The organism is Pseudarthrobacter sp. alpha12b (assembly GCF_054130495.1).
The window spans coordinates 29,961-50,787 of the sequence record NZ_CP196746.1; the positions used below are offsets into that span (position 1 = coordinate 29,961).

At 66.2% G+C, this 20,827-nt stretch carries 21 protein-coding genes; 7 read left to right on the forward strand and 14 right to left on the reverse strand.

Going from position 1 to position 20,827, the window contains the following annotated elements; translation table 11 throughout:
• Nucleotides 1-22 precede the first annotated feature (22 nt).
• The 5 genes from ACTAQI_RS00135 to ACTAQI_RS00155 all read right to left on the reverse strand — a co-directional run bounded on the left by ACTAQI_RS00135 (nucleotide 23) and on the right by ACTAQI_RS00155 (nucleotide 6,082).
• Nucleotides 23-760 carry a hypothetical protein gene (locus ACTAQI_RS00135; RefSeq protein WP_457948697.1) on the reverse strand — a complete coding sequence of 246 codons (738 nt, stop codon included), beginning with the start codon at nucleotides 758-760 and terminating at the stop codon, nucleotides 23-25.
• A gap of 115 nt (nucleotides 761-875) precedes the next feature.
• Entirely contained in the window at nucleotides 876-1,736 is an 861-nt protein-coding gene (locus tag ACTAQI_RS00140; protein ID WP_457948698.1) for a carbohydrate ABC transporter permease, read from the reverse strand.
• Between the two features lie 27 nt (nucleotides 1,737-1,763).
• Nucleotides 1,764-2,723: a carbohydrate ABC transporter permease gene (locus ACTAQI_RS00145; protein WP_457948699.1), complete on the reverse strand. Its 960-nt coding sequence runs from the start codon at nucleotides 2,721-2,723 to the stop codon at nucleotides 1,764-1,766.
• Between the two features lie 61 nt (nucleotides 2,724-2,784).
• Nucleotides 2,785-4,074 (reverse strand): ABC transporter substrate-binding protein, encoded by a 1,290-nt coding sequence (locus ACTAQI_RS00150; protein WP_457948700.1) that lies wholly within the window; start codon nucleotides 4,072-4,074, stop codon nucleotides 2,785-2,787.
• A gap of 40 nt (nucleotides 4,075-4,114) precedes the next feature.
• Nucleotides 4,115-6,082, reverse strand: a complete 1,968-nt coding sequence (locus ACTAQI_RS00155; RefSeq protein WP_457948701.1) for a glycoside hydrolase family 127 protein — start codon at nucleotides 6,080-6,082, stop codon at nucleotides 4,115-4,117.
• 204 nt (nucleotides 6,083-6,286) lie between these two features.
• On the opposite strand from ACTAQI_RS00155, the gene ACTAQI_RS00160 reads away from it, so the two are divergent.
• On the forward strand, nucleotides 6,287-7,303 hold the full coding sequence (locus tag ACTAQI_RS00160) for a LacI family DNA-binding transcriptional regulator (RefSeq protein ID WP_457948702.1): 1,017 nt from the start codon (nucleotides 6,287-6,289) through the stop codon (nucleotides 7,301-7,303).
• 2 nt (nucleotides 7,304-7,305) lie between these two features.
• Here ACTAQI_RS00160 and ACTAQI_RS00165 read toward each other — a convergent pair whose 3' ends face one another.
• The 3 genes from ACTAQI_RS00165 to ACTAQI_RS00175 all read right to left on the reverse strand — a co-directional run bounded on the left by ACTAQI_RS00165 (nucleotide 7,306) and on the right by ACTAQI_RS00175 (nucleotide 10,784).
• Nucleotides 7,306-8,196: a potassium channel family protein gene (locus tag ACTAQI_RS00165; protein WP_457948703.1), complete on the reverse strand. Its 891-nt coding sequence runs from the start codon at nucleotides 8,194-8,196 to the stop codon at nucleotides 7,306-7,308.
• A 143-nt stretch (nucleotides 8,197-8,339) separates the two neighbouring features.
• On the reverse strand, nucleotides 8,340-10,016 hold the full coding sequence (locus ACTAQI_RS00170) for an FAD-binding dehydrogenase (protein ID WP_457948704.1): 1,677 nt from the start codon (nucleotides 10,014-10,016) through the stop codon (nucleotides 8,340-8,342).
• Between the two features lie 228 nt (nucleotides 10,017-10,244).
• Nucleotides 10,245-10,784: an SRPBCC family protein gene (locus ACTAQI_RS00175; protein ID WP_457948705.1), complete on the reverse strand. Its 540-nt coding sequence runs from the start codon at nucleotides 10,782-10,784 to the stop codon at nucleotides 10,245-10,247.
• Between the two features lie 186 nt (nucleotides 10,785-10,970).
• Between ACTAQI_RS00175 and ACTAQI_RS00180 the strand changes: the two genes are divergently transcribed.
• The 3 genes from ACTAQI_RS00180 (at nucleotide 10,971) to ACTAQI_RS00190 (ending at nucleotide 13,477) form a co-directional block, all read left to right on the forward strand.
• Nucleotides 10,971-11,780: a slipin family protein gene (locus tag ACTAQI_RS00180; RefSeq protein ID WP_457948706.1), complete on the forward strand. Its 810-nt coding sequence runs from the start codon at nucleotides 10,971-10,973 to the stop codon at nucleotides 11,778-11,780.
• A 163-nt stretch (nucleotides 11,781-11,943) separates the two neighbouring features.
• A complete protein-coding gene (locus tag ACTAQI_RS00185; RefSeq protein WP_457948707.1) occupies nucleotides 11,944-13,329 on the forward strand; it encodes an OFA family MFS transporter in 1,386 nt (461 codons plus the stop codon).
• 1 nt (nucleotide 13,330) lies between these two features.
• Entirely contained in the window at nucleotides 13,331-13,477 is a 147-nt protein-coding gene (locus tag ACTAQI_RS00190; RefSeq protein ID WP_457948708.1) for an MFS transporter small subunit, read from the forward strand.
• A 141-nt stretch (nucleotides 13,478-13,618) separates the two neighbouring features.
• On the opposite strand, the gene ACTAQI_RS00195 is transcribed toward ACTAQI_RS00190, so the two are convergent.
• From ACTAQI_RS00195 to ACTAQI_RS00205, 3 genes are read right to left on the reverse strand one after another with little or no spacing between them, the layout of a single operon-like run.
• Entirely contained in the window at nucleotides 13,619-14,047 is a 429-nt protein-coding gene (locus ACTAQI_RS00195; protein ID WP_457948709.1) for a DUF2177 family protein, read from the reverse strand.
• On the reverse strand, nucleotides 14,044-15,912 hold the full coding sequence (locus ACTAQI_RS00200) for an AMP-dependent synthetase/ligase (protein WP_457948710.1): 1,869 nt from the start codon (nucleotides 15,910-15,912) through the stop codon (nucleotides 14,044-14,046). Before ACTAQI_RS00200 ends, ACTAQI_RS00195 begins: the two co-directional genes overlap by 4 nt.
• Entirely contained in the window at nucleotides 15,909-16,370 is a 462-nt protein-coding gene (locus ACTAQI_RS00205) for a MarR family winged helix-turn-helix transcriptional regulator (RefSeq protein ID WP_457948711.1), read from the reverse strand. Before ACTAQI_RS00205 ends, ACTAQI_RS00200 begins: the two co-directional genes overlap by 4 nt.
• Before the next feature lie 141 nt (nucleotides 16,371-16,511).
• Between ACTAQI_RS00205 and ACTAQI_RS00210 the strand changes: the two genes are divergently transcribed.
• Together ACTAQI_RS00210 and ACTAQI_RS00215 are read left to right on the forward strand one after the other, a co-directional pair.
• Complete coding sequence (locus tag ACTAQI_RS00210; RefSeq protein WP_457948713.1) at nucleotides 16,512-17,381, forward strand: DUF1295 domain-containing protein; 870 nt, start codon at nucleotides 16,512-16,514, stop codon at nucleotides 17,379-17,381.
• Nucleotides 17,382-17,508: 127 nt separating this feature from the next.
• Complete coding sequence (locus tag ACTAQI_RS00215) at nucleotides 17,509-18,405, forward strand: diacylglycerol/lipid kinase family protein (RefSeq protein ID WP_457948715.1); 897 nt, start codon at nucleotides 17,509-17,511, stop codon at nucleotides 18,403-18,405.
• Between the two features lie 61 nt (nucleotides 18,406-18,466).
• On the opposite strand, the gene ACTAQI_RS00220 is transcribed toward ACTAQI_RS00215, so the two are convergent.
• The 3 genes from ACTAQI_RS00220 to ACTAQI_RS00230 all read right to left on the reverse strand — a co-directional run bounded on the left by ACTAQI_RS00220 (nucleotide 18,467) and on the right by ACTAQI_RS00230 (nucleotide 20,104).
• Nucleotides 18,467-18,733: a hypothetical protein gene (locus ACTAQI_RS00220; RefSeq protein WP_457948716.1), complete on the reverse strand. Its 267-nt coding sequence runs from the start codon at nucleotides 18,731-18,733 to the stop codon at nucleotides 18,467-18,469.
• Between the two features lie 145 nt (nucleotides 18,734-18,878).
• On the reverse strand, nucleotides 18,879-19,319 hold the full coding sequence (locus ACTAQI_RS00225; protein WP_457948717.1) for a hypothetical protein: 441 nt from the start codon (nucleotides 19,317-19,319) through the stop codon (nucleotides 18,879-18,881).
• A gap of 263 nt (nucleotides 19,320-19,582) precedes the next feature.
• Nucleotides 19,583-20,104, reverse strand: coding sequence for a hypothetical protein (locus ACTAQI_RS00230; protein ID WP_457948719.1), 522 nt, complete (start codon nucleotides 20,102-20,104; stop codon nucleotides 19,583-19,585).
• Between the two features lie 125 nt (nucleotides 20,105-20,229).
• Here ACTAQI_RS00230 and ACTAQI_RS00235 point away from each other — a divergent pair, with 125 nt between their 5' ends.
• Complete coding sequence (locus ACTAQI_RS00235; RefSeq protein WP_457948720.1) at nucleotides 20,230-20,817, forward strand: hypothetical protein; 588 nt, start codon at nucleotides 20,230-20,232, stop codon at nucleotides 20,815-20,817.
• Nucleotides 20,818-20,827: the final 10 nt, after the last annotated feature.

Here is a 20,827-nt window from a genome sequence, read left to right on the forward strand (position 1 = left end):
CCGTCCCGGAGGCGGGCCTCGCCTATGGGGCGTTGCGGGCGGTGGCTGGGAGATGCTGAGTTGGGTCGAACTGGTCGAAGGACGAGGCGCCGATCACGAAGATGCCGCGTTGGGGGATCCAGAAATCGCCCAGCCGTGACTGGACGGGCAGCGGCTGCGGGCTGCCCAAGTCCTCGCCGCCAAGGGTTGCTGAACTTCGGGTGATGAACCACATCCGGCGGGGTTTGGCCCGGAAGCCCTGCCTGTTGGGTACGCGTCCCGCCAGTCCTAGCCGTCCGGCGCTGAGCATGGGGCCGGCAGCGGAGCCCATGGTTTTGAGGAATGCCATGCTGGACAAGAGTGTGTTGGGCAGTGCCGTCATGAACGCAGTCATGGCAGCCGTGACGGCGGTGGACCCCAGCTCCAGTTTCCATGTCAGGTCCACATCGCCGCCGATGCCCACCGTAAAGGAGTTGTCGGTGGTCCAATCGACACTGATCCGGCACTGGACCGCGTCCTCCAGGGCTGACCCGAAGTAGCGTGCGCAGGAAACGTCCGGTGCTGCGTCCGCGTAGATGGTCCAGGTTCCGGTGGGCCGCCGCAGCCAAACCGAGGTGTAACCGGGCCCCACGCTGGTGACGGGGAAGCGACGCATGGCCAGGACGTAGCCGGAGCTGAAGGGCAGTCCCATCACGCCGTACCCGGAAAACCGCTCATCGTTACCCGGCCCGAGCGCGGCCTTCTGTTCAGCCTGGATGGCCTGCGTCCGGATGCTCTTCATGGCTTCCCGCCTCCGTGTGGATGGTGGGGTGAGTCTACGCCGGGGCCTTCACGGCGACAACGGACTTCGTGGCCGGCTGCTGCCACGGGTGCTGGCTGCCCTTGCCGTGACGGGTCTACTTCATCGCCCCCGTCAGCATGCCTCCCACGTAGTACTTCTGGAGCAGGACGTAGATGACGATGCAGGGGATGATGGTCACCGCGACGCCCGCCTGCAGGGCACCCCAGTCCAGCGTCCCAAAGGTGCCGCTGGAGAGCACGTTCAAGGCAACCGGAAGGGTGTACTTTGACTGGTCTGTCATCAGGATCAGCGCGGCGAAGAACTCGTTCCACGAGGCGAAGAAGGTGAACAGTGCGGTGCTGATTACCCCCGGGATAGCGACCGGAAGCAGCACCCGGACCATGGCCCGCAGCACCCCGCACCCGTCCACCAGGGCGGCTTCCTCAATGCTCGACGGCAGTGCGGCGAAGGAGTTCCGCATCAGGAAGATACCGAAGGGCAGGTTGAAGGTGGTGTAGACGAGCATCAGGCCCAGGAGGTTGTTCGTCAGGCCGATCTGGTGCAGCACCAGGTACAGCGGAGTGATGACCGCCTGGAAGGGAATCATGAAGGTGGCCAGCGTGGCGAAGAACAGCACGTTGCTGCCCCTGAACCGGAGCCTGGCGAAGCCGTAGCCGGCGAGCGTGCTCAACACGATGGTCAGGAGGGTGGCCCCAACGGAGACCAGGACGCTGTTGCCCAGTTGCTGGATGAAGCCTGCACCGCCGTTCTCGTTGCTGAACAGCTTGGCGAAGTTCCCCCACGAGAAGGAGCCGGGGAACAGGGTGGGCGGCGCGGCGGCAGCCTCCGCGGGCGATTTGATCGACTGGGAGAGCACCACCCAGAACGGATAGAGGAACAGTGCTGCGAGGCTGGCGTTGATGATCCACCAGGCTGCGCGGGGCACCGGGCGGAGACTGGACTGCAGTGAAGTCATGGAGGGGTCCGTTTCCGATGTGGTGGACTAGTTGTGGTCCGAGTTGCGAAGGATGAGCATCTGGACGGCGCTGACGATGGCGAGCACGATCATCAGCAGGGCCGAGAGCGCGGCGCCGTAGCCGAGCTGGAAACCCTGGAAGGAAACCCGGTAGATGTGGTACACCGCGGTGATGGTCTGGTTCGCCGGACCGCCGCTGGTCATGATGTAGAACTGGTCGAAGGCCAGCAGGGAGCCGGCCACCGAGAAGACAAGCACCAGGGCGAGGGTGGGCCGCAGCAGCGGCAGGATGATGTAGCGGAATACCTGCGTCCGGCTTGCACCGTCGATCCTGGCCGCTTCCTCGAGCTCAACGGGAATGGACTGCAGCCCGGAATTCAGCAGCAGCATCTGCATGCCTGCAACCTTCCAGACCACCATCGCGCACACGATGCCCAATGCGGTGGCAAAGGTGCCGAACCAGTTGTCCGAGTGCGAGGCCAGCCCGCTGCGGGTGAGCAGGTCCAGCAGGGGCCCGATGTTTGGCTGGGCCATGAAAAGCCACAGGTAACCGGCGGCGGCAAAGCCGACGACCACCGGCAGGAAGTAGATGGACTGGAAGACCCTGGCTGCTTTCCCTGGGCGCCGGATCAGGAGTGCCAGCGCGATTCCAATGACCAGCAGCAGGGGAGTCATGATCAGCGTGTAGAGAAGGGTGAAGCCGGCTGCCCGCAGGAAGTCCTGGTCCTGGAACGCGGCCGTGTAGTTGCCCAGGCCGATGAAGCTGATCTTTCCCAGCAGCGGCCAGCGGTTCAGCGACATCCACAGCATCAGGACCACCGGCAGGAAGAAGAAGACGGTGAGGAGGATCAGCGCGGGGGTGACCACCGCGGCGCCGAGCCTGCTGCGCGAGGTGGAAAGGGTCCGGCGGCGCCGCTGTGGGTGCGGAGGCACCGACGGGCGTCCGGGCTTGCGGGGCCGCGCCGTCACGATGGTGTTGTGTGCCAAGGTAGTTCTCCTTTAGGACAAGACGGGTGCTGCCGCGGCCCGCGGCAGCACCCGTGGAATGTCAGGGTCCGGTCTGGATGATCTGCTGGGCGGCCTGCTGCGCCTTCTGCTGTGCTGCCTGGACGTCGCCGCCGAAGACGGCCTCGTTGATCATGGTGGCCCAGGGCCCGTTGTTGTCGTTGAACAGCTTGTTTTCCACGACGCTGTACGGGGTCTTTCCGGTCTCCAGTGCCTTGCTGAAGATCTCGTTGCGGGGGTCCGCCGAAGCGTAGACGCTCGTCACGAGGTCAGTCCTGACCGGAACGATGGAGTTCTTCGCCAGCAGGGTCTGGGCCTCGTCGCCGGTGGCCCACTTCACGAAGTCCCACGCAGCAGGCTTGTTCTTCGACCCGGTGGTGACCGCGATGTTGTCGCCGCCTGCGAAGGAGGCCGAGCCGCCGTTCTCACCCGGGATGGGGGCGATGCCGTAGTCGATCTTCTTATCCGTGTTCAGCGTCTGGGTGAAGAAGGCGCCGAGCACCACCATGCCCACTTTTCCGCCCTGGAACAGGGCTGGCTGGGCTGTGCCGGAATCGGTCTTCGCCGCCTCAGGCATCACGCCGGCGTCGTGCATCTGCTTGTAGAACGTCAGCGCCTTGGTGACCTCGGGGGAATCCAGTTTGGCGGTCTTGCCGTCGGCGGAAAGCACGTCGCCGCCGCTGGCCCAGACGCTGGGGGTGAACTCGAAGATGTTGCAGCCGCCGCATTGCCCGGCCATGGTGAAGCCGTAGGTGTCCGGACCCAAGGCGCGGATCTTCTTGGCCGCGTTGAGGATTTCCTCGTAGTTGGCCGGCGGCTTGGCCGGATCAAGGCCTGCCTTTTGGAAGAGTTCCTTGTTGTAGAACAGCACCGACGCTTCCGCCGTAAAGGGCAGGGCATACGTCTTGTCCTCCCAGGTGGAGAGGCGTTCGTGGGACGGGCTGAGCTTGTCCTTGTAAGGCAGCTTCGATGCCTCGTCCGTGATGTCCTGCAGGACCCCGGTGGAGGCGAAGTAGGGCAGGTAGACCAGGTCGATCGAGGCCACGTCCGGTCCCGACCCGCCGGCGGTGGCCGTGCCAAATTTCTGCACGAAGTTCCCGCTGGGCACGATCGTGACCTGGACCTGCGCCTTGTGCGACTTGTTGTACGCGTTCGCAAGGATGTCCATGAACCCTTTTTGCGAATCGCGTGCCCAGAGCGTGATGGTCCCGCTGGGCTCCCCGCCGGAGGAGGCCTGCAGCGAGCCGGAGTCGGAGGGTCCGCCGCAGCCGGTGGCCGTGAGGGCGAGGGATGCCGCCAGCGCCAGTGCTGCGGCGAGTTTTGTGCGTTTCATGTGCCGTTTCCTCTTCATAGGGATGGGGGTGGAGGTGCAACTAGGCCACGGGGATCCAGACCCGCATGGCGGCCGGCCCACGGTTGGCCCAGCGGAAATACGGAATGGCAGTCAGTGTGACGGAGCGCTGTTCCGCGGCATCTTGTCCGGCAACGCTGTAGAGCGACTGCTGCGCCGGGGGACGGGCCACGCCTGCGGCCTTAAGTACCGTGCGCACCCCTGGGATGCCGTCCGCCGTTGCGATCCCAACCGGCGCCGTTGCGTCGATGGCGAGGTCTTCGAGCACGACGCCGTCTGGCTGGTCATGCTGTTCCAGGCAGTAGACCACGGGTCCACGGACCAGGGCGACGGTACCGCGCACGGCATCCACGCGGGGATGAGCGCTAACAACCTGGACCGGCATGGGCAACGTGAGCAGGACGGTGGTGCTGCCTTCCCAGTCGCGGCGCAGGCGCAGGTAGCCGGACGCGTCCGGCACTGCCTCCACGGGAGCGCCGTCGATGGTTACCTGCGGGTCTTTGCACCAGGCGGGGATGCGCACAGCCAGCGTCCATTCGCCGGCTGGGGCCGTGACCGCGATGCTGGCGGTTTCGTCCCACGGATATTCCGTCGTCGTGGACACCGTTACTTCACCGCCGAACGGCTCGCCCGACGCGCGTACTTCGCCGTCGTGCAGCAGCTGAAGCTGCAGTCCGGACTCATCCTGCGTGGCCACGTAGTGGTGCAGGGATGCCACCAGGCGTGCCAGGTTCGGCGGGCAGCAGGCGCATGCGTACCAGGACAGGCGTTCCGACGGTGCGTCCTCGGTGGATCCATCATGGCCCGTGCGCAGCTGCAGGGGGTTGGAGTAGAAGAAGCTGGTGCCCTCAATGGAAGTCGAAGCGGCGATGCCGTTGTAGAGCGCACGCTCCATCTCATCGGCGTATTTGCCATTGCCTGTGGCGAGCAGGAGCCGCCAGCTGAAGTGCAGGCTCGCGATGGACGCGCACGTCTCGGCATAGGCACGGTCCGGCGGCAGTTCGTAGGCATCGCCGAACGCCTCGTCCCGGTGGCGTGATCCGAGGGCCCCGGTCAGGTAGGCCTTTTCGGAGAAAATGTTCTCCCACAGCGCTTCGGCGGCCTCCAGCAGGGACGGGTCGCCGTTCTCGAGGTAGGCATCGGCGACTCCGGTGGAGAGGTACACCTGCCGCACCGCGTGCCCTGTTGCCTCGTGGGCGGCCTTGCGGATGGGAAGGTGGTCCTGGAAATATTGGCGGCCGAACCTGTCATCGGGCAGGATGCCGTGACCGCGCAGGTCCAGCTGCCGCACCGCAGTGTCGAGGTAGCGCTTGTCTCCGGTCAGGCGGTAGAGCTCCACCAGGGCGGTTTCCACTTCCGGGTGTCCGTCAATCTTTTCAACGCCACCGGGGCCGAAGGTCTCCACGATGCAGTCAGCCACCCTGCGGGCGACCTCCACAACGGTTTCGTTTCCGGTGGTGCGGGCCACTGCCACGGCTGCCTGGAGCAGGTGGCCGGCGCTGTACAGCTCGTGGCTCCATTGCAGCTTGTCCCAGCGCTGGCCGGGCTCGACACCCTGGACCCAGGTGTTCAGGTAGCCGTCCGGCTCCTGGACTTTGGCCAGCAGCGCGCCCATGGATTCCACGTATTCTTCCCACCGCGGGTCGGCCTGGCGCCCGGCCTCCCAACCCACAGCCTCCAGCGTCTTGTAGAGGTCCGTGTCCTGGAACCAGAAACCACGGAAGGCCGCGTCGGTCTCGCCGGCCAGCCGCCGGAAGTTGTCCAGGGCGCCGCTGGATTCCACGTTTTCCATGCAGTGGGGGATGGTGGCGGTCCGGTTGAGCTCCTGCCAGCCGCCCAGGTGTCCCTCAGGGCGCAACCGCACCGAATCGAAGGCCAGCGGGCGCAGGGCGTAATGTCCGGACGCCGTCGCCCCGACGGGTCCCGCTGCGGTCCCGTGGCCGGCGTCCTGCCCTATGGGCGGTGCCGGAATGTGGTGAACAGATGTCATCAGTGACCTCTTCCAAGGTGTGTCGAAGGGTGATGCGACAGAATCCGGAAACCCGGAAACGGAAAATTCGGAAATCGTCTTCCGAGGCCCGACTCTAGGTGACCTGCGTCTCACCTGTCAACGGTTTCTGGTAGGATACGTAAGGATTACGAGCATCAGATGCGGAACGGGGGAGCTTGTAGGCCCGCGTCAGGAGAGGGTGGCATGTCGGAAAATAGTTTCCGTAATTCCGGCATTGCGGCTGTGGCCGCGCTCGCGGGAGTTTCGACCGGAACGGTGTCAAAGGCCCTGAACGGCACGGGCCAGCTGCGGGAATCGACCCGGCTGCGGGTCCGCGCTGCCGCCGAGGAGGTTGGCTGGCTTCCCAACGGCGCGGCGCGGAGCATCCGCAGTGGCAGGACCTACACCGTGGGGGTGATCACCACCGACAGTTACGGCCGCTTCAGCATCCCGATCCTGCGTGGCGTCGAGGATGCGCTCGGCCTGGGGGAGATGCTCTGCTTCCTGTGCGACAGCCGGGACGATCCCATCCGGGAGCAGCACTACTTGCGCACGCTGCTGGCCCGGCAGGTGGATGGAATCATCGCCGTCGGGCGCAAAGTGGATCCGCGGACGCCGCTCGGGGAGAACCTTCCCGTGCCGGTCATCTACGCCTTCGCGCCGTCGACCGATCCGCAGGACTGCTCCGTCACCGGGGACGAGCGCGGCGGCGCGCGCCGTGCCGTTGACCACCTGGTGAAGACCGGCAGGCGTCGGATCGCGCACATCACCGGCCTGGAAAACCATGCCTCCGCGGCGCTGCGCGCGGAGGGCTTCCTTGCCGCCATGGCCGATCAGGGACTGGAGCCGGTAGGGGATGTCTGGTACGGAAGCTGGACCGAGGAATGGGGACACAACGGGGTCCGCGCGCTGCTGGCGAACCACCCGGACGTGGACGCCATCTTCTGCGGCAGCGACCAGATTGCCCGGGGCGCCGCCTACGAACTAGAGCGGCACGGCCGGTCCATCCCGGACGACGTGGCCCTGATAGGCGTGGACAACTGGTCCCCGTTCACCGATGGGTACCGGCCGCATCTTTCCAGCGTGGACCTGAACCTTTCCACCATCGGCCGGCGCGCGGGTGAGGCGCTGCTGTCAGCGCTGGACGGGGTACCCCGCCCGGGAATTCATATCGTGGACTGCGACCTCATCGTGCGGGAGTCCTCCGGTCCACGGGGATAGCGTCACCGTCGCTGTTCCGGCGGCCGCCGGTGTCTGTGGTGGAGCTCGTAGTGGTCGAAGACGTCTGATGACGTGTCGCCCACATGGCCGAACTTCCCGCGCAGCACTTGTGCCAGGTCATCCAGCGCCGCGTAGAGCATGCGCCCGGCGAACCGGAGTTCGGGGTTGTCGCTGCCCCGGGCGTCCAAGGCCAGCTGGTGGGCGTACGCAATGGTGGCCGGAAGGGAGCCCCGCTGCTCCACCTCATGGAAGTAGTAGGTCTCGTGGAAGGACAGGAGATCGATGCTCACGGAGGCCACGTTCTCAGCCATGGACTCCAGTAACCCCGCCGCATGCCGGGCCTCCAAGGAAGCGACGCCGGAGGGCCCTGCCGCTTCCCGGAACAGGTTGAGCTGGTGGGCAAGGGCGCGCCGGCGGCTCAGGGCCGGGTAGGTCTGCAGGATCCAGGACACCGTGGCGGTTAGCAGGCCAAAACCGGCCACAGCCTGGAAGGCCATCACCAGCCGAAGCAGCGGGTGGGTGGCAACGATCTCGCCGAATCCTGCAGTTGAGAGGGCCACCAGCGAGATATACAGCGCTTCCGGGAAGTCAGCCTGCCGGGGGATACCTGCCGAGTAGGTGAATCCGTCCGGCAAATGGGGGAGGTACAGCAGGGCCCAGCCCACGGCGGCAAGGGCGGCCCAGGCGGCGATGACTGCAGCCATGGCCAGCGGTGCGGCGATGGAGGAGGCCCCGCCCCTGAGTTTCCTGGACAGCAGCCAGAACCCGCGCATGATGGTCCTGCCCACCGGACCCGAGCCATGCGGGTAGAGCAAGGTGTTGAAGACGTCGGCGATCATCAGCAGAATCAGCGCGGCGCCTACCGCAGTCAGGAGCACGTCTTCGAAGTCCATGCCTCATCTTAGGGGCCCCGGTTCACCGGACCTGCGGGCGGGGCAGGCAACGTACGACGGCGGCACCTGGGCTGGGTGCCCGGGTCCACTGGCTACGCTGTAGTACGACGACCGCGCTGGGCTTGGCTCCGGTGCCCTGAGTTTTACAGCGCTTTCGCGAGGGAACGTCCAGCAGTCCTGCCGGTGAAGATGCAGCCGCCCAGGAAGGTGCCTTCGAGGGCGTTGTAGCCGTGGGCACCGCCGCCGCCGAACCCGGCTGCCTCGCCTGCGGCATAGAGCCCGGGAATGGGAACGCCGTCGTGGCCCAGTGCCTGGCCGGAGAGGTTGGTCTGGATCCCGCCCAGCGTCTTCCGCGTAACCACATGCAGCCGCACGGCGATCAACGGGCCGGCGGCGGGGTCCAGGATCCGGTGCGGTTTGACCGTGCGGAACAGCCTGTCGCCCAGGAAGCGGCGGCTGTTGCGGATGCCCGCCACCTGGGTGTCCTTGGAGTACGGGTTGCGGATCTCCGCGTCGCGCTCCCCGATCTGCCGCCGGAGCTGCGCGTAGTACAGCAGCGGCTCCTCCGTCAGTCCGTTCATCCCGCGGACCAGGTCCTGCAGGTTGTCCGCCACCACGAAATCGGCGCCGTGCTCCTTGAACGCCTCGATGGGGCCGGACGCGCCGCGGCCCAGCCGGGTCTTCAGCAGCAGCTTGAGGTCGCGGTTGGTGATGTCCGGGTTCTGCTCCGAGCCGGAGAGGGCGAATTCCTTTTCGATGATGCGCTGGTTGAGGATGAACCAGGAATGGCTGTGCTGCTGGAGCTCCAGGGTGGTCCGCAGGAGCCGGAGGGTGCCCATGGTGTCGTAGCCGGGCAGGCCGGGCGAGGGCAGGCGGCGGCCCAGGGCATCGAACCACAGGGATGAAGGGCCGGGCAGGATGCGGATGGCGTGGTCCGGCCAGATGGGGTTCCAGTTCTGGATCCCCTCGGTGTAGTGCCACATGCGGTCCCGGTTTACCAGCCGCACGCCGGACTGATCCGCGATGTCCAGCATCCGCCCGTCCACGTGCTGTGGCACCCCGGTGACCATCTTCGCCGGCGGCGTCCCCAGCCGGTCGGGCCACCAGCGGCGCACCTGCCCGTGGTTCCCGCCGATCCCGCCGGAGGCAATCACCACAGCCTGCGCCCGCAGCTCGAATTCGCCCACGACATCGCGGTTGGACGACACCCCGCGCGGGGAAACATCAGGCGCCAGCACGGCGCCGCGCACCCCGGTGACCGTGCCGCCGTCGTACGTTAAACCGTCCACCCGGTGCCGGAAGAAGAACCCGACGCTGCCCGCCGACGCTGCTTCCCGGGCCTTGTCCGCGAACGGCTCCGACACACCGGTGCCGGTACCCCACGGGACGTGGAAGCGGGGGACCGAGTTGCCGTGGCCGCCGGCCCGGCCGTCGCCGCGCTCGGCCCAGCCCACCAGCGGCGTGAACCGGATGCCCTGTTCCCTTAGCCACCCGCGCTTCTCACCCGCTGCGAATTCGACGTAGGCGCGGCCCCACTGCTGCGCCCACTCATCCTCGGGGTGGGTGCCGGACAGCCTGTCCCACTGCGCCGAACCCTGCCAGTCCTGCCACGCCAGTTCGAAGGAATCCCTGACGCCCAGGCGGCGCTGCATCGGCGTGTCCACCAGGAATAACCCGCCCAGTGACCAGAACGCCTGCCCGCCCAGGTTGGCCTCGTTCTCCTGGTCCACGATGGCCACCCGCTTGCCGGCCCGGACCAGCTCGTTGCTGGCCACCAGCCCGGCCAGCCCGCCGCCGATGATGATGACGTCCGCGTCCATGCCGTACCTGCCCCGGGTTCGAAAGCTGCTGTGAATACTGGCCCAAGCTACCGCACGCCTGGGCTTGCGCCCCGGTTTTCCGAGTTTGCCGCGTAGCCGCCGCGGCATGAGGCGTCCGGCAGCGTCACACTGGCCCAGTTTTCAGGGAGAAACGGCGGCGGGAACCGCGGATTTTTTGAGACTTAATTGTGAAAACTGGGCCAGTCTGACGTCACGCTGGGCATGCTTTCACGGCAATTGACGACGGCGAGCCCCGGGTTTCCAGGGTTTCGTCCCCGCGGGTGGGTTGAAAGTCTGCTCTGCGTGACGCGGCTCCACACCGGCGCTCCGGGCGGCCACACCCAGCTTTTCAAACGAATCGCTCCACCCGTTCCGGTGCAGGGCCAGCCGCTCCTCGGTCAGGAACGGTCCCTGCGAGAGGACCACCCGGGTCCCGGTTCCGGTACTCGCCAGGGAGAGGTCCACCAAAGTCTCCCGGTCGTCCGGCGCCGGTTCCTCCCAGGCGAAGGTGTAGACCAGACGCCAGGGCGGATCGATCTCCAAGGACTCGCCCGAGAGGTGGAACGGCTCGCCCTCCGGCGGGGCCATGCGGAACCGGTAGCGGCCGCCCACCACCAGGTTGACGTCCACTTCCGGGATGCTGAAGCCGTGCGGGCCCCACCATTCGGCAAGCCGGACCGGGTCCGTCAGCAGCCGGAACGTTGCCTCCGGCGGGGACGGCACCGTGCACTCCAGGTCCAGGACCAGGCCGGCGGGTTGCTCACTCATCGTCCCACTCTGCCACCCGCTGCCGCCGGCCGAAAGCAGGGCGGCGCGGGACCACGGCAAAAGGCAGATTCCGGCAACCGATTCAAGGCTTCCGCCCGCTGGTTGGTGGGACAATGGAGCCAGGACACCTGTCACGACGCCGTCCCCGGCGACGGCACGTCCCGCCACTTATAGGAGGGGATCCTGATGGACCCCACCACATTAGTTGTCATCGTCCTGGTCATCCTGCTGCTCATCGTCGCGAGAATGTCCATCCGGATCGTGCGCCAATTCGAGAAGGGCGTGCTCTTCCGGCTTGGCCGGGTCATCGGCGTGAGGGAGCCCGGCCTCCGGCTGATCATCCCGGTCATCGACCGGCTGCCGCTGGTCAGCCTGCGGATCGTGACCATGCCCATCCAGTCCCAGGGCATCATCACCCAGGACAACGTGAGCGTGGACGTTTCCGCGGTTGCCTATTACCGGGTAGTGGATGCCGTGAAGTCCGTCATCGCGATCGAGAACGTGGCAGCGGCCATCGACCAGATCGCCCAGACCACCCTGCGGAAAGTCGTGGGCCAGCACACCCTGGACCAGACCCTGTCCGAAACCGCACGGATCAACGCCGACATCCGCGAATTCCTCGATGTGCTCACCGTCGACTGGGGCGTCGAAGTCACCTTGGTGGAACTGAAGGACATCCAACTGCCCGAAAGCATGAAGCGCGCCATGGCCCGCCAGGCTGAAGCCGAACGCGAAAAGCGGGCAAAGATCATCGCCGCCGAAGGGGAGGCCATTGCCGCAACGGCCCTCGGCGACGCGTCCGACACCATGATGGCCCACCCCCTGGCGCTGCAGCTCCGGAACCTGCAGTCCCTGGTGGAGATCGGCGTGGACAAGAACACCACCGTCGTCTTCCCGGCGCCGCTGATGAGCACCATCGGCGAGCTGTCCGCCTTCCTGGCCCGCGAAGGCCAGGCGGCTTCCTCCAGCAGCACCTCACCCATCAAAGCGGCCTGACGCCGCCGCTCGGCACAAAAATCCCGCCGCTCGGCGCGCCAACAGTACGTTTACTGATGATTTGCATGATGATGGCCGAAGGCAACGGGCCCGGCAAATGAAAGGCCTTTAGCCTCTGGATCGAGCAGACACCGACGTCTTCGACAAACAAAGGGAATCAACCATGGGCTTCCTGGACCGTGACCACTCCATCGCCCCGCCGGGCTTCAACCGCTGGCTGGTGCCGCCCGCCGCGCTCGCGGTCCATCTGTGCATCGGGCAGGCCTACGCCACCAGCGTGTACAAGACCGCGCTGGTCAAGCACTTTGGCGCCAGCCTCACCGAGATCGGCGTGATCTTCTCCATCGCCATCGTGATGCTCGGCCTTTCCGCCGCGGTCATGGGTACCTGGGTGGACACCAACGGGCCGCGCAAGGCGATGTTCACCTCGGCCATGTTCTGGGTGGGCGGCTTCCTGATCGGCTCGCTGGGCATCTTCACCCACCAGCTCTGGCTTGTCTATCTGGGCTATGGCTTCGTGGGCGGCATCGGGCTGGGCATCGGCTACATCTCGCCCGTGTCCACCCTTATCAAGTGGTTCCCGGACCGGCCCGGCCTGGCCACCGGCATGGCGATCATGGGCTTCGGCGGCGGCGCGCTGATCGCCAGCCCGGTGTCCCAGGCACTACTCAAGGCGTACGACCCCAACTCCGGTGCCCAGGGCTGGGTGGCCAGCGGCGACGCGGTGGGCAAGCTCTTCCTGACCCTCGCCGTCGTCTACCTCGCCTACATGCTCTTCGGTGCGTTCACCGTCCGGGTGCCGGCAGAAGACTGGCGGCCCGCCGGGTTCGACCCCTCCAAGGTCAAGGCAGCAAAGCTGGTCACCACGGAGAACGTCTCTGCCAAGAACGCTATTAAGACGCGGCAGTTCTGGCTGGTGTGGGTGGCGCTGTTCTGCAACGTCACCGCCGGGATCGGGATCCTGGAGCAGGCCGCGCCCATGATCCAGGACTTCTTCCGCCAGTCAGACGGCAAGTCCCTGGTCAGTGCCGGCGTCGCGGCAGGCTTTGTGGGGCTGCTGTCCATCGGCAACATGACGGGCCGGTTCGCCTGGTCCGCCACCTCCGATGTCACCGGCCGCAAGCGGATCTACATGATGTACCTGGGAGTCGGTACCGTGCTGTACACGGTGCTGGCATTTGCCGGTTCCAGTGCCACCGCGCTGTACGTGGCGCTGGCATTCGTCATCATCTCGTTCTACGGCGGCGGCTTTGCCACGGTCCCGGCGTACCTGCGGGACCTTTTCGGGACATACCAGGTGGGCGCCATCCACGGCCGGCTGCTTACCGCATGGTCCGCGGCCGGGGTGGCGGGACCGCTGATCGTCAACGCCATCCTGGACGCGCAGGGCAAGCCGGGCCAGCTGAACGCCGCGTCCTACCAGCCGGCGCTGCTGACCATGGTGGCGCTGCTGATCATCGGGTTTGTGGCCAACCTGCTGGTCAAACCCGTCGACGCCCGTTTCCACGAACCCCGCCCCGAGCGGCACACATCTTCCATGGAGGCCTGACATGAGCAGCACTGCACAAACCCCCGGCGCACACCAGCCGGCCAAGCGGTCCACCGGAAGGCTGGTCCTGGGCTGGGTCTTGGTGGGAATCCCGCTGGCCTACGGGGTCTTCCAGACGCTCACCCAGGTGGCCGCCCTCTTCGGGTGACGCTCGCGCTTGGCGTGCGTGTCACGCCGAGCAGGCTTTCATGGCAACGGACGACGACGAGCCCCGGGTTTCCGGGGTATCGTCCGCACGGGTGGGTTCAAAGGCTGCCCGGCGTGACGCAGGGGACGAAGCGAAGGCGCGTCAGGGCGCCCGTGTCTCGAGCCGCCGTCGGAGGGTCACCGAAGTCACCCACGTAACAAGGCTGCAGGCTGCGGCACCCCAGAGGATGTCCGTCACCGCCACCAGCGCCGTGAAGTCCTTGAGCACGGCGAACCCGGTCAGCGCCCACGTGGCATAGGTGAAGAACCCGAACAGCGCGGCGCCCGTGACCCGCTGCCGCACCGTGGCATCGGGGTTGTTGGGCCGGACGCCGTAGTGCACCATTCCCGCCACGAAGATGACGTAGAAGAGGACGGCGCCGGGCAGGTTGGCCTTCGGCGCCAGCAGGTGGCCGATCTGGTTCTGGTACAGCGGGTTGGCCACCAGCAGGATCCACACCACGTCCAGTACGGCGAAAATCAGGGCGCTGACAATGTAGGCGGTCAACCAGTTCTTGGTGCGGGGGCTCATGCTTGGCTCCTTGCGTCGGTGTACAGGTGGTCCACAAAGTGGCGGGTGCGCTCGGTGAACACCGTGCGTTTGAGCTTCATGGTGGGGGTGACCAACCCGCGGGACTCGTTGAGGTCGGCGAGCAACAGCACGAACTTCCGCACCTGCTCCGACCGTGCCAGCCGGGCGTTGGCGCCACTGACCGCCGTGCCCACCACGCTGAGGAGCCGGTCGTCCTCGATCTGGACCGGGCCGCCGTCGTCCGGTATCCGCAGCCCGGCCAGATCGGCAATGCCTTCCCGCTCCGCCCAGGCAGCCACGGACTCGGGGTCCAGCAGCACCAGCCCGCCCAGATAGGGCTTGCCCTCGCCCACCATGACGGCGTGTGCCACCAGGGGATCACCCTCCACATAGCCTTCCCAGATGGCGGGGGTGACGGTCTTGCCGCCAGCGGTGACGATCACGTCCTTGATCCGGCCCTTGAGGGTGAGCCGGCCCTGGGAGTCGAGCTCGCCCAGGTCACCGGTGCGGAAGAACCCGTCAATGAACGCGTCGGCGTTGTCGGCGGGCCGGCGGTAGCCTGCGAACACGCCCACGCCGCGGGCCAGCACCTCGCCCTGGTCCGAGATCCGGAGGGTGGTTCCGGGCATGGGCACGCCCACGGACCCGGAGCGGATGGCGCCGGGCAGGTTCCCGGTCAGCGGAGCCGTGGTCTCGGTGAGGCCGTAGCCCTCGATGACGGGCAGGCCCAGGCCGCGGAAGAAGAGGGACAGTTCAGCGTCCAGCGCGCCGGCGCCGGAGAGCAGGCAGTCCAGCCGGCCGCCCACCAGGGTGCGCAGGCGGGCGTAGAACAGCCGGTCAAACACAGCGTGCCGGGCACGCAGGCCGAGCGGTCCACGGACCGAGGCGTCGGCGTCGTGCGCTTCCGTGAACCTGCCCCATTCCACAGCCGTACGCTGCGCCAAAGCCCAGGCCCGGCCCAGGTGCTTCTGAGCGGCGGCTGCGGCAGCGGATGCCTGGATCTTCTGCAGCACGCGGGGGACCACCACCAGGAAGGTGGGCTTGAGGGCGCCAAGGGCGGGCACCACGTCCCGGGGATCGGACAGGTGCGCGATGCGCATGCCGTTGGCCAGGCAGATCAGCTGCAGGCCGCGGGCCAGGACGTGCGCCATGGGCAGGAAGATGATGGTGTTGCCGCCCTCATGGACCACGGACGTGTAGGCGGCGCCCACATTGCGGATCTGGCCCACAAAGTTGCCGTGCGTGATCAAGGCGCCCTTCGGCGCGGCGGTGGTGCCGGACGTGTAGACGATGGTGGCCACCGATTCCAGGTCCGGCAGCAGGCGCCGTTGCCCCACCTCGCCGTCCGGGATGCCGGCGCCGCGTTGTACCAGGGCGTCGAGGTCAGCGCCCGGGCGGCCATCCATGGTCCAGACGCCCAGGTTTTCCAGCCCCGCCTGCGCGAGCCCTTTGTCCAACAGGGCGGCATGCCCGGCGGTCCCGGCAATGGCCAGGCGGACCCCGGCGTCGGCCAGCACGGCGGTCACCTGGGGTTGGGCGGAGGTTTCGTAGACGGGGACCACGACGGCGGCGGCGAACCACGCAGCCATGTCCGCCACCGCCCATTCGTACCGGGTGGGGGACATAATGGCCATTGAGTCGCCGGGCTGCAGGCCGACGGCGATCAGGCCCTTGGCCAGGGCTTTGACCTCTTCCACGAACTGCCGGGTGGTCACCTGCCGCCAGGGATCGGTGATGGAAGCGCCCTCGGTCCGCACCTCGAAGGCGATGTGCTCCGGGGAGGTGTGGAAGCGGTGCATCAGCAGGTCGGTGGCGTTTCGGTGGCCGGACAGGTCAGCCAGCGGCGGGGAGGTGAAGTCTCTCAAGGGGTGTCCTTCCCGGAAAGTGTGTGGAGGTGCTCCTGCATGAGGGTCAGGGCGACGTCCAGGAAGTTCCCGACGGCGTCCTGCTGGGCGGCGGGGAGAGTTTTGATGTGCTCGCTGGTGGCGTCCATGAGGGGGCGCATCAGGTCCATGATTTCCTTGATGGCCACGGACGTTGCATTCACGTGGACGTGGCGGCGGTCTTCTTCCGAGCGGAGGCGCTCGGCATAGCCACGGGCCTCAAGCCGGTTCACGATGGCGGTGGTGGTGGCAGCCGTAGCGCCGAGGGTTTCGCCGAGCGCGCCCGCCGTGACAGGCCCGGACTGGGCCAGTGCCGAGAGGGCGCGGTAGTCGGTGAGGTTCAGGTCCAGCCTGCGGGCCACTTCGCGTTCGATTTCGTTGGCGAGGTTGAACAGTCCCTGGAGCGCGGACGTGGCCGGGTGGTGCGGCAACAGGCTCACGGTTCCTCCTCGGCTTTCCAGCATCTATAGTAGTTATTGCTCTCTAGTGATCAAAATAGATTGAATACAAGGAAGGCTAGCAGGAGTGGTGGGACCGGCCGTGCAGCAGCGCGCGGCGGCCCAGGGGAAAGGAATCTGTTCGTGGACGAAAAGAGCCGCAAGGCGCTCATCAGTACCGTTATTGCCGTGGTGGTGGCGGTGCTCATCGCCATTGCCGGAAGCCAGGACGGTTCCAGGATCGGCGGGTTCCCGGTGTTCGCGCTGGGGGTGGCCATTGCCTTTGTGATCCAGTGGCTGGTGTTCATCCCGTCCTACAAGGCGCAGACGGAGAAGTTCTACGATCTCACCGGCGCCCTGACGTACATCTCCATCACGGTGTTCCTGGTGCTGGCCAGCCCGGGCGTGGATGCCCGCGGCATGCTGCTGGCGGCCATGGTGGTGCTGTGGGCCGCGCGGCTGGGCAGCTTCCTGTTCCTGCGGATCAGCAAGCACGGCAAGGACGACCGCTTCGATGAGCTCAAGCCTGACTTCTTCCGCTTCCTGAACACGTGGACCATCCAGGGCCTGTGGGTGGTGCTCACAGCGGCGCTCGCGTGGGTGGCCATCACCTCGGACAAGAAAGTGGGGCTGGACTGGTTCTTCTGGGTGGGCCTGCTGGTGTGGCTCACGGGCATCACCATCGAGACCGTGGCGGACGTCCAGAAGAACCGGTTCAAGGACGACCCCGCCAACAAGGGCCGCTTCATTAACACCGGGCTGTGGTCCAAGTCGCGCCACCCCAACTACTTCGGTGAGATCACCCTGTGGGTCGGCGTGGCCATCATCGCCCTGCCGGTACTGCAGGGCTGGCAGTGGGCGGCACTGGTTTCCCCGGTATTCGTGGCACTGCTGCTGATCAAGGGCAGCGGCGTGCCGCCCCTGGAGAAGAAGGCCGACAAGAAGTGGGGCGGCCAGGCGGACTACGAGGAGTACAAGAAGAACACTCCCGTGCTTGTACTGAAACTGAAGTAGGGCTTCTCCCTGCAGGACGGACGACGGCGGCACCCGGCTTGGGTGCCGCCGTCGGCGTCTCCTTCGGAACTACGGGGTCCAGGGCTAGGCTGGAAACCGCACCAGGAACCGGGAGAACGGGCACGCCATGGCTGATGACAGAGCACCCGCCGCGCCCTTTGACCGCGCCGTGGTGATCTTCAACCCGGGCAGGGCGGGGATGGGCCAGCGGATAGAGGCCCTGCGGCGGGAACTGGCCGCGGACCTGCCGGGTATGCCTGTTGACCTGCGGCCTACCGACTATGCCGGGCACGCCCGCGGGCTTGCCCGGACCGAGGCCGGGCGGGGTGCTCCGCTTCTTGTATCGGTCAGCGGTGACGGCGGGTACAACGAGGTGGTCAATGGCGTGATGGACGTTCCCGGCAGCAAGGCGGTCTGCACCGTGCTTCCTGCAGGCAACGCCAATGATCACTTCCGGAGCTTGCCGCCCCGGCCCCTCCGTGATGCTCTTCGGACCGGCGGTGTCCGGCACATCGACCTGCTGCGGGTAACGTTCCGCACCGCAACTGGAGGGCAGGTCCAGTACGCGCACTCCTATGTGGGGTTCGGGCTCACGCCCTTGATGGCCATCGGCATCGAAAAGGGCGGCAAAGGAAAAGTCCTGGAACTGGTTTCCGTTGCCCGCACCCTGTCCGGCCTGAGGCCGTTCGAGCTGGTGCGCGACGACGGGGCCACCGCGAAGTTCGACAGCCTGATCCTGGCCAACATCTCGCGCATGGCAAAGTATGGAACGGTGAGCGAGTCCCACTACCCGGACGATGGCCGGTTCGAGGTGGTGACGCTGCCCCATGCAGGGCTCATGAAGATGGCGCTGATGACGCTCCGGGCCGTCACGCTGGGACTCGGGCATCAACCCAGCGTCACAAGCTTTGCCTTCTCCACGCGGGATGCTGTCCCGTGCCAGATTGACGGCGAGGTGGTGCACATTCTGGCAGGAACCCATGTTCTGGTGGAAAGCGCCAAGGGCGCCCTGGCCACTATCTGACCCATCGCCATGGGACGACGCGGACAGGGTTCCGGGTGCGCGGGGTTCGGGCCGGATGTGCCTACGGCTGGACGGAGTCGAAGAACGTATAACCGGGGTCCGGCTGTCCGGACTCGGCCTCACGGGACTTCATGCGGATGAAATCCAGGTCTTCCTGGCACAACGTGGTCTCGCCGTGGGGATCGGTATTGACCGCTTCGCCCGTGGCTGCACTGATTTCCGCGGAGATTGTCCGCGGAAGGATCATGCAGCCGGGATTTTCCATCAGCCACTGCGTCACAGGGGAGGGAAGCCGGTTCCACTGGTTTCGGATGCTCAAATCTGTCATGGTGTGCCTTTCGGGGGCTCTGGTTCATGGGTCGGCGGGCTGGCGAAAAGACTGGACAAGGGAGAGCGCCGGGCGGTTCACCCCCCGGGATGCGCCACGGGGTTGCCGGCCGCAACTCACACGGCCGCCATTGAATTGCCGGGGTTTAGTCGAAGTGGATCTCGGAGGCCGCCCGGCGGAGCGACTCAAGACGCTGTTCCTCGACCAGCCCCAGGGCTTCCAGTTCTTCGCTGCGGTCAGTACGTTCCTGTGCGGCCTGGGCGGAGATGTCGTGCAGGATCACGCCAAGGAGGTGGGCCAGTCCCGACTTGAGGTCTGCCAGATTGGTGTTGGTGATCAGGAGGCGGCGGTCCGACACATGGACGTCCACGTCGCCGTACCCGGCCTCGGCGAGGCGGCGCTTGGTGCCTGCGCCGTGCAACAGATCGATCTCCCGGGGCTGGGGCCGGCGGGAGAAGACAGCCGGGACGGTGTAGCGCGTGGGCCCCTGGGCGGTGCCCAGATCATGCGGCAGCGCGGATGCGAGGACTCCGCTGAGCGTTAGTGCCGAGTCGGCACGGACGGCAGAATCTTGGGTGGTGGTCATGGTGTTCTACCAGCGTTCTAGAAGATGCACTGCCGGATCCCGTGAGGTGGCGGCTGTGAAAGGCGGCAGGGGACCCGGGTCCGGGCCGGCTGCGGGGAGGGAACGGCTGGATGCCGTTTGGGCCTTTGGTTCGATCTTGGCCGCCCTCGTCGTCCTAATTCCCTGAAGCGCCGGAGTCGAAGTCGCTCGGTACGGCGCTGGTCAGCAGCCCAGGAGAGCTGCAGAGAGAATTGAACTCGTTTCTCGGTAGACCGGACGTCCAGTCACGGTGTCCCGAGGTAATTTGAGTCTACGCTCATTAGCGCGTCTTCGTGGGGCGGAAGGGTACCGGTGCCCCCGAATGAGGGACGACTGCCAGACCGGTAGGCAGAGTCGATGACCGATTCGAGTTCGTCCAGCACAGTGTGGTTTCCGGGGAGAACCACGTGGGCCAAAAATTCTGATTCAAGGGTGGCGATGCCGGCCGCCGCCGCTCCGAGCTTGGCGTCTATGGTCATGGCAAGGGCATGCCAGGATTTGCGGTTGGCGCGTTCCAGGACTTTTGCGTTCGCTTCGTGGAGCCGGCTGTCTGCGATGTCCCCGCGAATAGCAAGCGCCCCTTCGGACTGCAGTAACGGCATGACAATCCGGAATTGCCTTCCGTCACCCCTGAAGGCGAGGGCGCCCTGGTTCCCCCGTTGGGTGAAGAGGATGTCCGTTGCCCCGTAGTCAGTGAGCGCCTGCCTGATGTGTTTCCGGGAAGCTTCGCTGCTGAAGGAGTCGCCGCGGGTGTAAGGGCTAGTCATCTCCTAACTATGCGCCTCGCCGCCGCTCTTTCCTAACGTTGCCATAACGCATCAGGGGCAGAACGGCAATGGACCCGGCAAACGGTGCAATGCATCCGCTGCCGGGGCGCCCCTAAGCTGTGGTCATGGACATAACACCGATGGGTTCCGCGAAGCCGATGAAGTCCCTGCTCTACTGGCGAAAGAGCATGATCAACGGAGCCAAGACCGTTCCTGTCATAGTGGGCATGGATTCAGCGGGCACGTTCAGCATGCGAGACGCCGCCGGGGTGCCGGTATTTTCCCTGCCGGCATCCCAGGCCACAGTCCGGTTCACGAGTATGGGGACCATGGTCGTCACGGCCCAAGGCCGCAAGCACGACATCCTGGGCGTCGGCGCTTCATTGTCGCCAAGCCCGTCACCATGGCAGATGGCAGAAATGGCAGCAGACTCCAGCGGCCACTCTGACCACACCGGCCTCAGCCGCGCCGGTTCAGCGGGAGCGGCCATGAGCGGTGCGGGGGGAATGGGCGCGGTGGCAGGCGTAGCCGGCAGCGCCGCCATGATGTTTGCCTACTACCAGGGGCTTGAGGCAATAGAGGCCTGGCAAGAGGTGCTTCCGGAGACCGGCGCCGCCGTCCAGAAGAGCTCGATGAAGGCCGGGGTCTATCTGACGCTGGGGCTCGTCGCAGCAGTCGTTATCGGCTTAGTGGTTGCGCTAAGCCTCCGCTGACCGTCACCAG